This window comes from Acinetobacter sp. ACZLY 512 (assembly GCF_023614015.1).
Lineage (GTDB): Bacteria > Pseudomonadota > Gammaproteobacteria > Pseudomonadales > Moraxellaceae > Acinetobacter > Acinetobacter soli.
Map to the genome: position 1 here is coordinate 89,094 of NZ_JAKIVI010000009.1, position 15,065 is coordinate 104,158.

Annotated in this window: 12 protein-coding genes; all 12 read right to left on the minus strand. The window is 45.2% G+C overall.

Going from position 1 to position 15,065, the window contains the following annotated elements:
* Nucleotides 1-33: 33 nt before the first annotated feature.
* The gene (locus L2096_RS11140; protein ID WP_076033326.1) at nt 34-1,683 is read right to left on the minus strand and encodes a PglL family O-oligosaccharyltransferase; all 1,650 of its coding nucleotides are present in this window, start codon (nt 1,681-1,683) and stop codon (nt 34-36) included.
* A gap of 98 nt (nt 1,684-1,781) precedes the next feature.
* Complete coding sequence (gene galE / locus L2096_RS11145; RefSeq protein WP_250365420.1) at nt 1,782-2,795, minus strand: UDP-glucose 4-epimerase GalE; 1,014 nt, start codon at nt 2,793-2,795, stop codon at nt 1,782-1,784.
* Entirely contained in the window at nt 2,788-4,461 is a 1,674-nt protein-coding gene (gene pgi, locus L2096_RS11150; RefSeq protein ID WP_004941722.1) for a glucose-6-phosphate isomerase, read from the minus strand. Before pgi ends, galE begins: the two co-directional genes overlap by 8 nt.
* Nucleotides 4,458-5,729, minus strand: coding sequence for a nucleotide sugar dehydrogenase (locus L2096_RS11155; protein WP_151867625.1), 1,272 nt, complete (start codon nt 5,727-5,729; stop codon nt 4,458-4,460). Before L2096_RS11155 ends, pgi begins: the two co-directional genes overlap by 4 nt.
* Nucleotides 5,730-5,756: 27 nt before the next feature.
* Nucleotides 5,757-6,632, minus strand: a complete 876-nt coding sequence (galU, locus tag L2096_RS11160) for a UTP--glucose-1-phosphate uridylyltransferase GalU (RefSeq protein WP_048763202.1) — start codon at nt 6,630-6,632, stop codon at nt 5,757-5,759.
* Between the two features lie 95 nt (nt 6,633-6,727).
* Nucleotides 6,728-8,035, minus strand: coding sequence for an undecaprenyl-phosphate glucose phosphotransferase (locus tag L2096_RS11165; RefSeq protein WP_250365421.1), 1,308 nt, complete (start codon nt 8,033-8,035; stop codon nt 6,728-6,730).
* A gap of 416 nt (nt 8,036-8,451) precedes the next feature.
* On the minus strand, nt 8,452-10,326 hold the full coding sequence (locus tag L2096_RS11170) for a polysaccharide biosynthesis protein (protein ID WP_048763228.1): 1,875 nt from the start codon (nt 10,324-10,326) through the stop codon (nt 8,452-8,454).
* 32 nt (nt 10,327-10,358) lie between these two features.
* Complete coding sequence (locus L2096_RS11175; RefSeq protein ID WP_250365422.1) at nt 10,359-11,552, minus strand: DegT/DnrJ/EryC1/StrS family aminotransferase; 1,194 nt, start codon at nt 11,550-11,552, stop codon at nt 10,359-10,361.
* Complete coding sequence (locus L2096_RS11180; RefSeq protein WP_004944365.1) at nt 11,546-12,241, minus strand: acetyltransferase; 696 nt, start codon at nt 12,239-12,241, stop codon at nt 11,546-11,548. The genes L2096_RS11175 and L2096_RS11180 overlap by 7 nt, the downstream gene beginning before the upstream one ends.
* A complete protein-coding gene (locus L2096_RS11185; RefSeq protein ID WP_004941746.1) occupies nt 12,222-12,836 on the minus strand; it encodes a sugar transferase in 615 nt (204 codons plus the stop codon). The genes L2096_RS11180 and L2096_RS11185 overlap by 20 nt, the downstream gene beginning before the upstream one ends.
* The gene (locus L2096_RS11190; RefSeq protein ID WP_250365423.1) at nt 12,830-13,978 is read right to left on the minus strand and encodes a glycosyltransferase family 4 protein; all 1,149 of its coding nucleotides are present in this window, start codon (nt 13,976-13,978) and stop codon (nt 12,830-12,832) included. The genes L2096_RS11185 and L2096_RS11190 overlap by 7 nt, the downstream gene beginning before the upstream one ends.
* Nucleotides 13,975-15,057, minus strand: a complete 1,083-nt coding sequence (locus L2096_RS11195) for a glycosyltransferase (protein ID WP_250365424.1) — start codon at nt 15,055-15,057, stop codon at nt 13,975-13,977. Before L2096_RS11195 ends, L2096_RS11190 begins: the two co-directional genes overlap by 4 nt.
* Nucleotides 15,058-15,065 lie beyond the last annotated feature (8 nt).

Genomic DNA, 15,065 nt, shown 5'->3' on the forward strand with positions numbered 1-15,065 from the left:
TTCCAAGAATCGCCTTTTTTTATTTCTCAAACATTACCTTGCTTGCTTGAGCGCCGATGCATTGGCCTGCTCTAAATCATAGAGTGTGTAGTCTTTTTTATGCAAACGACTTAAATAGCCGACCTGCTCTCTGGCCTTATCGACTTGTCCATTTGCCAGCAATAATTGCGCGTACTTTTGCATATTGTAAGGTGTGGCTTTGTTGTAGACCATTTTTTCAATTTGATTCAGCTGTTGCAAACTCAACTGAGCCACCGGACTTAATTTTAACCAGTCTAAACGCTGATCAAACTCGGTGAGAACCAAGATCTTGGCACTGCCCCAAATCTCAACATTGGGCGGCTGCTTTTTGATAATTCTGACACTATTGAGTTTATATAGGCTGTAATCGCGCCAGATCAGTGCCAGCAGAATAAAACCTGCAAGCCAAACCACACGGGTGATACCACGCGGTAACGCGTACCATTTCTGATCGGGTGTCTGCGCTTGAATTAAGCCCATCAAAAAACCAACAGGCAATAAAAAATAAGCGTATTGCAGTGGATACTCCAACAAGGCATGAATCAACACGGCTGCCACCATTAAACTGGCCACAATCGACTCGATACGCTTGCTATGATAATTCAGCCAAATCATCCACAGTGTGAAATACACTAAAATGAGACCACCGAGTACTACACCATTCCAGACCAGAATATCCAGCACCACATTGTGCGAGCTATTAAACCAAACGTGAATTTTGTTGAATGGCATACTCGACAGTTCAGCCAGGCTGGTCTGATTCCATCCATACCCTGTCCATGGCTGCTGCTGAATGGCGTGCAGCATCTGTTCCCAGATGCCGATGCGTTCATGCCCAGCGCTGGCGCGCTGCATGATGCTTGAGGTCTTGACTACATCGGTCTGATTTAAACTCTGGATCCATCTGGTCAATCGCGGAAACGCCAGCCCCACAGCAAAAAATCCAACACCCCACAGCATGATCCAGCCACGGTTGATACGGGTTGGATAACGCCAAGATTTATACGCCCAGTAAACCAGAAAAAATAGTCCGAATACCCAAGCGGTACGTGACTGGCTTAAGGTAATAGCAAAAATGATTAAAGCTGCGACTGGCCAGAGATAACGCAGTTTCATGGCCTGCGTTTCTGCCAAATACAAACATGCCAAAAGCCCCATAATCAGAAAAGTCGACATATTATTGGGCTGGGCAAAATTTGCATAAGGCCGATGGCTATAAAGCGTCATCACGCCCGGCACATGGGCTTCTAAGTTCAGCCATTGCACACACGCGATCAGACTGGTGGTCAATGCAACGGCATAGAGTACATAACAGCATTGGCGTAAGGTCTGCTGCTGATCTGTATGGGTTAAGCTGAGGTTATACCCTAACAGCACTGCGTACCAAAACCCCAATAAATATGCGGTGGAGAGAAGTGCAGCGCTTAGATCGATGACTAAGCCAAAACCCCATTGTAACAATGGAATAAAGACAATCGGCAAGCCAAGCAACTGAATGCGTGGCAAGCGGAGCGGTTGTTTTAAAAAGACAGTGAGTAAGGTGAGCAAGGCAGCGAAACTGAGCATTTCACTGGCAAAAGTCAACCATGGATAGCTATGATCGGGCGAAAGCCAAGCGAGACTGATCAGAACGGCGGTCAGAAGAAACAGAACAAAGCGCATAATCGCCACTACAAATTCGGATTGAGGCTATTATACACACGCCATGAATGACCACCATCCTTCGGGGTCATTCAAAAAGCTGAATTAAAAACGAAGATTTAATAACCTTGAGGATTCTGTTTTTGCCAGTTCCAGCTGTCTTTAAGCATATCTTCAAGTGTGTATTTGGGTGCCCAGTCCAGTTCATTCATCGCACGCTGATTATCGGCGAACGATGTCGCCACATCACCTTCACGACGCGGTGCAAATTCAAATGCAATGGGCACGCCATTGACCTGTTCAAAGGTATTTTTCACCTCAAGTACCGAAGAGCCTTGCCCCGTTCCAATATTCCACGCTCGGCAACCTTGAGCATTCAAACGGTTATTGAGCGCACATAAATGCGCATTCGCCAGATCGACCACATGAATATAATCACGTACGCCTGTACCATCGGCCGTGTCATAATCCTGTCCAAAAATCGACAGTTTTTCACGTCGACCAACCGCCACTTGCGTGACATAAGGCATTAAATTGTTTGGAATCCCCTGCGGATCTTCACCAATACGGCCACTTGAGTGTGCCCCCACCGGATTAAAATACCGCAACAGGGCAATCGACCAGCGAGCATCGGCCAATGCTAGCTTTTGTAGCATTTGCTCAACAATCAATTTGGTATAGCCATAATTATTCGATGGCATGCCTGTTGGCATATCTTCGTTTAACGGCGAGCTATTGGCTTCATCATATACCGTTGCAGACGAGCTAAAGACCAGTTTAAATACACCTGCACGCGCCATAGCATCGACCAGGTGAATACTTCCAGCAATATTATTGTCAAAATAAGTCAGCGGAATTTGCTGGCTTTCACCGACGGCTTTGAGTCCGGCAAAATGAATCACGGCGTCGATTTGAAACTGTTTAAACACCTGATCCAGTATTTGACTGTCTCGGATATCTCCTTCAACAAACTCCAGCGATTTTCCTGCGAGCGCTTCTACACGTACCAACGCTTCACGTGAGCTGTTAGACAGATTATCCAATACCACAACATCGTGATGCGCCTGAAGCAGCTCCACACAGGTATGCGAGCCAATATAGCCCGCGCCACCCGTTACCAAAATTTTAGCCATCTGTTTTTTCCAACAAAAACTCGATCAACCCTTGTGTTGATGCATCCAAATGTGTGACTTCCGCCGTTTGCCCATTTAAAATCGGCAACAGTTCATTGGCAATTTCTTTGCCTTTTTCGACGCCCCATTGGTCAAATGGATTGATGTCCCAAATGACCGATTGTACAAATACTTTATGTTCATACAACGCAATCAATTTACCCATGGTTCGAGGTGACAGCTCTTTTAACAGCATGGTGGTACTTGGCTGATTACCTTCATACTGTTTATAGGCAGGAAGCTGTTCGAGTTCTTCAGGATTGAGCACCTGATTACCAAATGCCAGTAAGCGTGATTGCGCCAGACAGTTCGATAGCGCCAGTAAGTGCTGATCAATCAGCGTATCGGCAGTTTTGGCATAGGTAAAGTGGTTGGCATTATAACGTTTGATCGGCGCAATAAAGTCACAGCTCACCGAATGTGTGCCCTGATGCAGCAACTGATAAAAGGCATGTTGCGCATTCGGTCCAACTTCACCCCATACAATTGGACAAGTGGTATGTTCTACTTTATGGCCATTACGCTGAGTGGATTTACCGTTCGATTCCATTTCCAGCTGTTGCAGGTACGAAGTAAAGTATTTCAGGCGACCATCATAGGGTAAAACAGCATGGGTATTTAGCTTGAGATAATTGGTATTCCATACCCCAATTAATCCCATCAAAACCGGAAGATTTTGAGAAAATTCGGTGTTCTGAAAATGCTGATCAATATTGTGTGCACCGTCGAGGAACGCTTTAAAACCCTCAACGCCAATAGTCAGCGCAATCGGCAAACCAATACATGACCATAATGAATAACGTCCTCCAACCCAATCCCATAGTAGGAGTTGCTTGTCTGGATGAATACCCCATTCGGTCATTTTTTCAGGTTTGGTCGATACCCCGATAAAGTGGCTATTAAGTACCGCTTTTTCACGCCCGAGTGCTTTTTCCAGCCATTTACGCGCCGTATGTGCATTGGAAAGTGTATCAATGGTTCCAAACGATTTGGATGAAACAATAAATAAGGTGGTTTCAGGACGTAGCTGGTGCAGCATATCGGAGAGCTGACTACCATCCATGGTGGAAACAAAACGAATATTGAGTGGTTTTGCAGTTTTGACTTTAAAGTCGGAGAGCGCATGACTGACCATTAAAGGGCCAAGATCTGAACCACCAACCCCAATATTCACGACATCCTGAATGACTTCACCTGTTGCACCGCGGTACTGTCCTGCATGGATTTTATTGACCAGATCATACATCCGGTCAAGCTGCTCACCCACTTGTGCAGCAAGCTCTGGGTAAGTTTTATCATTTTCAGGTAAACGTAATGCCCAATGCATGGCTTCACGCTGCTCGGTATAATTGATTTTATTTTTTGAAAATAAGGTATCAATCCATTGCTTGAGCTGCTTTTCTTCAGCAAGCTCGACCAATGCATCGAGAATCGACGCATTAATCCGTTGTTTACTAAAATCGAAGACCAGATCGTCACAGCCTACACAATACTTGGTAAAACGATCCTGTTCCATTTCAAACAATTCATTTAAATGAACTGCTTCGTGCTGATCCATCAGCTGGGCAAGTTTTTGTTGAGGTGTTAACACTGTTTTCCTCGGAAAGTGCTCGATATTCTTATTCATAATCGACCTATACCCTCATAGGCAAACCCTTGTTGTTTTGTATAGATCGGATCGTAGACATTACGTCCGTCTAAAATAAACGGGTGAGCCATCAATTGTTGAAGTTTTTTATAATTTAAACTGAGATACTGTTTCCAGACCGTCAACACGCAAAGCGCATGTGCACCACGGGCTGCTTCATATTGATCTTCACACAAAATTAAATCGTCACGTTTTCCATATAGGCTTTGAATCACTTCAAGTGCCTGAGGATCATGCAATTTTACAGTTGCACCTTGCGCCCACAAAGCCAATAACATGCTATGAATAGGAGAATTATGAATATTAGAGGTATTCTCTTTAAACGCGGCACCCCAAATGGTAATCACTTTACCTTTTAGATCACAGTGATAATAATTCCAGAGTTTACGAAACAACACTTCTTTTTGTTGCTCATTGATCTCCCAAACCTGTTCGAGCAAGCGACTTCTCGCTCCACTGCCCGAAACCACGTTTGATAGCGTCAAAATGTCATGCGAAAAATTCTCGCCACCAAAACCAACACCAGCAGATAAATAGGCCGATCCAATCCGGGTATCTGCGCCCATACCTTCTTTTACGTTAGCAATATCAATGCCAAGCTTCTCAGCGACCATGGCTAGATCATTCATGTAACTGATACGAGTAGCTAACATGCCAGAAATACTCAGTTTGGTAAATTCGGCATCTAAAATCGGCATAAACAAATATTGGTGATTAAAGCGAAAAAAAGGTCGAAGCATTTCATGCATGATCGTTTTGCTGTAATCGGACTCTACCCCGACAATCACATGCTTGACGCTCAATACGCTATTGATCGCATTACCTTCCTGAATCATGTCGGGGAAATACACCCAATGATCTTTAGGAAGGTTTTGCTTGAGTTTTTCGGTACCATGTAAGCCAAAAGTTGAACCATTGACCATCAAACGCGGATGAATTATCGGGCGCGCATTAAGGCGCTGGGTCACCTCAAGGCCTTTTTCAAGTTCTGTTGGACTAAAGCAAAACAGGTAGGCCTCGATATCAAGCGGAATAGATGAAAATGAACAATCTTTTAAAAAACCGACTTGTCGTTGCTTGAGCAGCAGACGATTGACATCCTGCTCTTGGTAGGTCTGACAGACGAGTTGCTCTTCATGGCCCGTAAAATCATGATCGGTACACCAAAGGACTTCATTTCCGCGCTCTGCAAGTAATGCAGCCATAACGCCAGCATGAAGTGTGGTCCCAAAAATTGCTATTTTCATTCTCATCTACGCCGAAATTTCAAAGTGTTAAATATCGAGCTCTTGTATCAGTTTTTTAAAGTCTTGCCCGAGCTGTGGGTGTTTTATACCATAATTGAGTACTGCTTTCAGATAACCTAATTTACTCCCGCAATCGAAAGTTTGACCTTGCATACGGTATGCTTCAACAGTTTCCACCTTTTGTAACAAGGCAATTGCATCGGTCAACTGAATTTCATTGCCTGCACCTTTAGGCGTTTGTTCTAACAATTGCATAATCTTTGCCGGTAAAACGTAACGACCCACTACAGACAAATTTGATGGTGCAACATCTGGTTTTGGTTTTTCAACAATTCCTTTCATTACTTCACTCTGGCCCTCTTGAGGTGCCTGAGCTACGTCAACAATGCCATATTGATCTACCAAATGATCAGGCACTGCTTCAACCATAATTTGTGCCGCATGAACTGCATCGAAACGTGCGATCATTTGCGCCAAATCATTTTGATTATTTTTCGCTTCTACCAAAACATCTGGCAGTAGAACTGCAAAATCATCTTCACCCACAATACTTTTGGCACATAATACGGCATGTCCAAGACCTAAAGGTTGAGGCTGACGAACGCTGACAATACTTACACCTTCAGGAACAATATGACTAATTTCTGCCAACAAGTCATACTTTTTTTTCATCTCGAGCGTGGTTTCAAGCTCAAAGTTGCGATCGAAGTAATTTTCGATAGACGCTTTAGAGGAATGTGTCACTAAAATAATTTGCGTAATTCCAGCTTCAACTGCTTCGCGGACTACATATTCAATGGCAGGGCGGTCTACCACAGTCACCATTTCTTTGGGAATTGACTTACTTGCAGGTAAAAATCGAGTGCCTAGGCCTGCGACTGGAAGAATTGCTTTTTTGATCATTATGTTCACTTGTTTAAGTTAAAAAACTTTGATTCAGATAAATCGATACTTTAGATTTTAATGAAAAGATACATCAAATAATGATGTATCTTTTTCTAGTATGCTGCTTTATGGATAAAACCATGAAAAATCGTGAGAAAAATAATTCTGATGTCTAACCAGATACTCCATGTTCGAATGTATTCAAGATCACACTCAATACGACGTTCCATTTTATCTAATGTATCGGTTTCGCCGCGCCAGCCTCGAATCTGTGCCAATCCCGTAATCCCGGGTTTTACTTTATGGCGGAGCATATATCCTGGAATTAATTTACGATATTCCTCGTTATGCGCCACAGCATGAGGACGTGGTCCCACAATCGACATATTGCCTAAAATGACATTAAAAAACTGCGGCAATTCATCGAGCGATGTTCTACGTAAGAATTTACCTACTTTAGTCACACGTGGATCATCTTTAACGGCTTGTTTGACCACAGCACCATTTTCCATCACTTTCATGGTTCGAAATTTATAGACTAAAATCGGCTTACCATTTAGGCCATAGCGAATTTGCTTAAAGAAGACAGGACCTGAAGAATTCACTTTGATGGCCACTGAAACAACCAGAAGAATAGGCGAAATCAGCATTAAAATTAGTGAGCCGATCACGATATCTTCAATACGTTTGAGAAAGTCATTGATTCCGTCAATACGTGAATCAAATAAGGGAATTACAGGCGTTCCGTTGATATCTTCCACGCGAGAGTATAGAAAATCGTAAGAGAACAGATCGGGAATAATCACCGCAGAACAGGTCGAATCGGCCAACATTTCCAGCAAAGACTCAACCTGCTTCATGTTATGTTGATCAATCACGATATAGACTTTACGAATATCTCCGGTCTGAATTTTTTCAATTGCGTCTTGGATACCACCATGAAAATTGGTTTTATCAAAATCGATGTTAAAAGAAAATAGACCAATTGCATGATAGCCAATCCATTTCGACTGGCTTAAGTCTATAAAGAGTTTGCTGGCTTTAACTGAATCACCAATCACCAAAATATCTTTAGATTGATTAACAAGTTTATAATATATTGAATTTAAAAGACGAATTGAAGCACGTAAAAGTCCCATAAATACAATCAGAAGGAGCATAACTTCTAGAAAAATGACAGCTTTAACTTGGACAAATAGTGCACTAATGAGAAAAAATAAAATCACACTTAACGAGATATTTTTGACACATGAGATAAGTTCACTTGAAAAGCTCATCCCTCGCCAAGAGCGATAAAAATCGGTCACGCCACCCAGCAATTGAAAAATACTGACGATACTTAAGAATGCCAGTAATGTGTAATTTGTGATCGGAAGTCCATTAATTTTAAAGACAACATACAATCCAAGGTAAATGGACACGACATCGGAGAATCTTTGTAAAATTGAAACATAAGATGCATTTAATCTTGAAGCCATCTTGGACCTTTTAAGTAAGCTTATATTTTATTTCAAAAAAAAGCTGTATGCCGTAATCAAAAAAACAACTTACAGGAAAGTATGATCTTACTTTCTATTTATTAAAGACTTATCTACAAAAAAAATTTCTATACTTTTATAGATTCAGCTCGGCATAGGCTACATTTTCTAATACTTATATTCAATAGCGAAAATGGATTTATGCATCTTTAGATCTTAACAAATAACGCTCGTTCAAGCGTTATTTGCACTATCCCGGCACACTTTTAGTCACATAAATAGAGAGTTAATTATGGTTTGAGAATTTAATTCTTTAATTTGACTAAATGATTACAATAAGCTGCAACATATAGAATGATCTAGCTCACCACAACTTTATCGCTGCGTTTGTAACCATCCACATAGCATTCTAGCTGATCCAAAATGCCATCCAAATCATTTCGGTGCGTATAACTATGCTGAATCAGTTCCATTAGGCCCTTAATTTCATTTAATGCAAACTGCTTTTCAAATGACTTTACAATTCGCTCATGAGCAGTGGGCTGTACATTACTTCGCTCAATCAACAACTCTTCATAAAGCTTTTCGCCCGGGCGTAAACCGGTGTAGTGAATTTCGATATCGCCTTCATCATCGGCATGCTCTTTGAGTTTAAGGCCACTTAAGGCAATCATTTGTGCAGCCAAATCTCGGATTTTGACTGAATCACCCATTTCAAGCAAAAATACATCTCCCCCTTCACCCATGGCACCCGCCTGAATCACCAGAAGTGCCGCTTCGGGAATGGTCATAAAGTAGCGTGTTACCTCGGGATGCGTCACAGTAATCGGGCCACCCGCTGCAATTTGCTTTTTAAAAAGTGGCACCACCGAACCCGAAGAGCCCAATACATTACCAAAACGCACAATACTGATGCGGGTTTTTGGCTGTGTGGCAGCAACTGCCTGACAATACAACTCAGCAAGACGCTTGGATGCGCCCATCACATTGGTCGGGCGAACCGCCTTATCGGTCGAGATTAGTACAAAGGTTTCTACCTGTGCAGCAACGGCTGCATTTAAACTTTTAGCAGTCCCGACACTGTTATTGCGTAGACCTTCTATCGGATTGGCCTCAACCAAGGGCACATGCTTATAAGCCGCGGCATGATAGACCGTCTGTACCTGATACTGCTGCATAATTCGGGTCAGTTTTTTTTCATTAAATACCGAGCCCAAAATCGGCAGCACATTGCTGGCAATCTGCTGTAATTCCTGATGAATGCTATACAGTGAAAATTCGGACTGCTCAAACAAAATCAATAATGCTGGTTGGCGCTGTAAAATCTGCCGACACAGTTCTGAGCCAATTGAGCCTCCTGCTCCTGTCACCAGCACGACTTTAGCGCGAATATTTTTATCGAGCAGTTCGACGTTGGGAGGAACAGGCTCTCGCCCCAGCAAACTCTCGATATCCACTTCGCGAATATCCGAAATTCTCAGTTGTCCGTCGATAATCTGCTCAACACTCGGAATTTCCCGCACCGGTAATGCCAGCGACTCCAGCTTTTGAATAATTTTCATTTTTTGCTGACGTCCAATCGAAGGAATCGCCAGCAAAATCTCATGCAAATGAAAGCGCTGTTTGAGTTGTAGCAACTCATCTGGCGCATACACTTTCAGCCCTTGAACCATCTGGCCTTGTAAGCCCGGTTGGTCGTCTAAAAAGAGTACCGGAATATGATTTGAAGAGCGCTCTAGCACCAGCGCCATTTGTTGGCCCGCATTGCCCGCACCATAAATGGCAACACGGGTTTTTTCAATATGACTGTATAAGGTATTGTTAATAACAATACGGATACAGGCCCGACTACACCAGACCCATGCAAACAATAGCGACCCAAAAATGATGGGAATACTCATCGGTACAAAGGCGAGTCGTAATTTGGCGACCACATAAAGCGCGATCATGTTCAGTAAGACTGCCAAGGCCAGACGTAAAATAAAGTTTTCGTTAAAACTGCGAATCACGGCGCGATAAACACCCGTCAACCACAAACAACCTAACCCAAGCACAATGACCAGAAGCGGCCACCAGCTCATTCCTGCCATAATTGGGGTTTTATAATTAAATAAACGAATGGCAAACGCAAACCACATCAGAAGTGGCAATACACAAGCATCGATCAGCAGCAACAGCGTTTTTTTCTGCAGACGACCGAGTCCAGATAAGTAGTTGAGGTAAATCTTGACCATGCCTGTTTTCATTTGAGTTGCCATTGCGTTGGTCACTGGGTCTGCGTACACGCAGCATCTAATTGCTCAAGTACCTGCTGAATGGCACTCAAGGTCTGCTGTATATTGTCTTGGGTTAAGGTTGGATGCACCAAAAACATCAGGCTGGTTTCCCCTAAAGCCCGTGCATTGGGCAATCGCTGTGCAGGGCGCCATGGCGTATGGTCAAAAGCATGTTCGAGATAAACTTCAGAACATGAACCACTGAAACACGGCACGCCCAGTGCGGTAATTTCTTGCATGATTCGATCACGTGACCAACCCGGTGGCAATTGTTCTGGCACCACCTGTACATAACATTTGTAATAGGCATGTACTGTATCGACGGCAGGTTTTACCACCAAAAAATACGGCGAATTTTCAAAGGCTGCCAAAATTTGCATGGCATTTTGGGTACGCAGCAACGTCCATTCGGCCATTCGTTTAAGTTGAATGCGCCCAATGACCGCTTGCATTTCCATCATACGCCAGTTGGTTCCAAAGGAATCATGTAACCAGCGAAATCCGGGTGGATGTGGGGTGTGATACACGCTGTTATAGTTTTTACCATGATCTTTATAGGCCCACATTTTTTTCCAAAGATATTCGTCTTGTGTGGTGACCATACCGCCTTCACCCCCGGTGGTCATAATCTTGTCCTGACAAAACGACCATGCACCAATATGCCCAATTGCACCCGCAGATTTACCTTTATACGATGCACCATGTGCCTGCGCACAGTCTTCAATCACATAAATACCGCGCTCTTGTGCCAGTTGCATAATCGGGTCCATATCACACATCCATCCCGCCAGATGGACACAGATAATGGCTTTGGTATTGGGTGTAATGACAGCCTCAATGGTGGCTCTAGAAATATTCTGAGAATCTAGCTCCACATCGGCAAAAACCGGATTGGCACCCGCAGTGACAATCGAGCTGGCCGAAGCCAAAAAGGTACGTGATGTGACCACCACATCGTCTCCTGCACCGATATCTAGCGCCTTTAGAGCCAAATCTAGTGCAGTGGTGCCATTGGAAACTGCGACCGCGTAGGCAGCGCCCGCCCATGCGGCAAATTCTTTTTCAAAATCACGGCAATGTTGACCCGTCCAGTAATTGACCCGATTGGAGAGCAGCACATTCGAGACTGCATCCGCTTCTTCTTGGGTAAAACTGGGCCATGGGGCGAAGGCAGTATTTAACATGCTGAAGGTCCTGATCTTGATATCTTGATAATACGGGCTGGATTACCCACCACCGTTGCGCCATCGGGAACGTCGTCGATGACGACGGCCCCCATTCCCACCACAGCGCCACGACCAATCATTAATGGCCGAGTGGAGGTTCCCTGCCGCAGCATGGCGCCAGCACCAATATAGGCGTGATCACCAATATGCACATTGCCGTTGCACTTGACCGACGGTGCAAACGTGACGTAATTGCCAATCACACAGTCGTGTGCCACATAACTAAAATAATTGGCATGAAAGAAATCGCCTACACGAATATTCGAGCTGAAATGCACATGATTGCACAGTACGGCGCCTTGCCCAATCTGCACATCATCCATCTGGATCTGGGTCGCAGCCCATACACTCCAGTGCTGAAGCGAGTGTTGTTCGAGCTTTTGTACCAGTCGTTCACGTATCTGGCTGTTGGCGATGGCAATACAGACATATTTCGCTGTCGCTTCAAGTGCCACAAATGCATCGAACGTCAGCACACGGTGTCCATTGACCCATTCGGCCGATTCGGCATCATCGATAAATACCAGTTCGTAAGCACTCTCTAAATCAGCCGCCTGCAACTGGGCACGCGCCAGCGGCATGACACCGCGCCCAAAACCACTGGCGCCATAAATGGCATAAAGCGTTTTAAGGGGTTCGCTCGTCATCTTTTGGATTTCCGGTAAATCGTGTCATGGTCACGGCCTCAGACTGATTGATGCCTTCTTTAATGAGCACCTTTTTGACGGTCTGTAGCATGATTTTAAAATCAAGCCAGATCGACTGATGCTCGACATACCAAGTATCGAGTTTAAATTTTTCCTGCCAGCTAATCGAGTTACGCCCATTGACCTGTGCATGGCCGGTCATACCCGGGCGTACATTGTGCCGCTTGGCCTGCTCTTCGTTATACAGCGGCAAGTATTCCATTAACAATGGACGCGGTCCGACAATACTCATGTCGCCTTTAATCACATTCCATAGCTCGGGCATTTCATCTAGGCTGGTCGAGCGCAGCATCTTGCCAAAGGGTGTGAGTCGCTGATCATTGGGCAAAAGCTGCCCAGAGGCATCACGTGCATCGGTCATGGTGCGAAACTTGATCATATCAAAAGGTTTGCCATGCAAACCTGGACGTGTCTGACGAAACAGTACAGGTGAGCCCAAATTTTTACGGACTTTATACGCCACATACAGATAAAGCGGCGATAAAACCACCAGTGCAGTGGATGCAATCACAATATCAAGGCTTCGTTTTAGCATGACGGCTTCACACCCATTTCGGTCAGCATGTGTGCATTTACCCGATGCACATCATATTTAGTTAAAGCAATTTCTCGAGAACGTTGTCCCATATCTTCTACTCGCGCTGGCTGGTCGATACACTGCTGCATCGCATTCACCAGCGCATCTACCGATTTTACTGCAACCAGATGGCCATTTTCACCTTCAATCACGGTTTCACGGCAGCCCGGTGCATCGGTGGTAATAACGGCACGGCCCATCGCCATGGCTTCTAGCACGGTACGTGGCGTACCTTCACGATATGAGGGCAATACATAGACCGATGTTGCGGCAATGGCCGGACGAACATCTTTGAGTTTACCCCAATACGTGACGCGTTGCTCTTGCACCCATTGATCTAGTTCTTTTTGGTCAATTGCAGACGGATTCTGGTCAATCCAGCCCACCAGATGAAATTCGATCTCGGGATGCGTGGCTTTAATTTTCGCAGCAGCAGCGGCATATTCTCGCACACCTTTATCGCCGAGCAAGCGTGCGATCAATAGAAACGCCACTTTCGGCTGCCCGTTTGCCTGTCTTGGCAATTCAACCTGATCAAATTTAGCCAGATCAACCCCTGAGCCATTGACAACCACGGCAGGCTTATTGTGTTCGATCAAATTCATATGTCGAAACAGTGCCAGATCGTCTGGATTTTGAAAAAAAACCTTATCGCTATAGGTCAGGGCTTTTTTATACAGGCCGTGCACAGCACGCTGAAACAAACTTTTGGCCTGCCCCTCACCACGCTGAAATGCATAGCCCAATCCGGTAATCAGAGCAAAGCGCTGTGGCACGCGAGCAAGCCATGCCGCCCATGTGCCATAGATCACGGGTTTAATGGTATAAGACAACACCATATCTGGCTGTACCCGACGAATCACGCGATATAACGCAAATAGCGTGTTCAGATCGGCCAGCGGATTGGTGCCTGTACGCTGCATGGGAACTTCAAGCACCGTATAGCCTAACTGTGTCAGTGCTGTCACTTGTTCGGGGAAATCGGCATGATTGGGCGCAATCACGACAACTTCATGTCCTTGTGCGGCAATGGCTTCTAAAAGTTTGCCTCGAAAGTTGAGTACCGACGGCAAATAACTGCTAATCATTAAAAATTTCATTGGCAAGAGGCCCAAAGTGCTGCGTATTGGTCCGCAACATGATCAAGACTAAACTGTGCAGCAACACGTGCACGCGCTTGGGTTTTTAAAATCTGTTGGTCTGTATCGGACAATTTAAAATAATGCGTTACTGCATCGGCCAATGCATCGACATCACGCGCAGGGACCACATAGCCAGTCTCTTGCACAATGAAGCCTGCATCGCCCACATCGGTGGTCACACAAGGCACACCCGAAGCCATCGCCTCGATCAGTACCGTTGGTAGGCCTTCGGTAATTGAGGTCATCACCAGCAGATCCAGCCCTTGGTAAAAACGTGGCATATCGTGGACTGGCCCGAAGCATATCACTTTATGCGGTGCAATCTGATAGCGCTGCATCAGCGCGGCAATCTCAGGCTGCTCTGCCTCTACGCCCTTACCCGCCAGATGAAAGACCACAGGAAGCGCTTGCAGCTTCGCGATCATGGCAAATAAATACTCGAAACCTTTGGCAGCATGGTAGCGTCCGGCAAATCCAATCACCATCGGCGTGTGGCGCTCGGCTTGAGTATGAAAGTCTTGCAGTGTAATTCCGTTAGGAATCACACAGCCGCGTGCCGAGTGAAACCCAAATTGTTGATGCTGCTGAGCCGCGGCATGCGCACAATATACAATGGCCTCGGGGCGAGCCGAAAGACGACGACTCAGCAGTAAAGCCAGTTTGGTGCTGCGTGACTCATCTTTGAGCGCAGCCAAGGAGTGATGAATCCCCCATACAATGGGGGGATGCGACGCCCAACCCAAACAGGCCAACGAGACCAGCACATTGGCATGGTACATCCAGCACTGGATCAACGCTGGCTGAAGCGCTTTGATCTGCCGGCGCAACTGTAGCAAACAAGACAAAGTATTGATGCCATTCCAGTGCAATGCCTTCACCGATGCACAACGATCTAGTGCAGCCTGATAAATATCATTGACCCGCATCAGCGCGATCACATGATGTTCGTGCTCGGGCTGTGCCTGAATCAGACGTGAGAGCATGCTCTCTGCGCCACCCATCGCAGAAAAGTTCGTAATGACATGCAACACCTTCATGCGCTGCC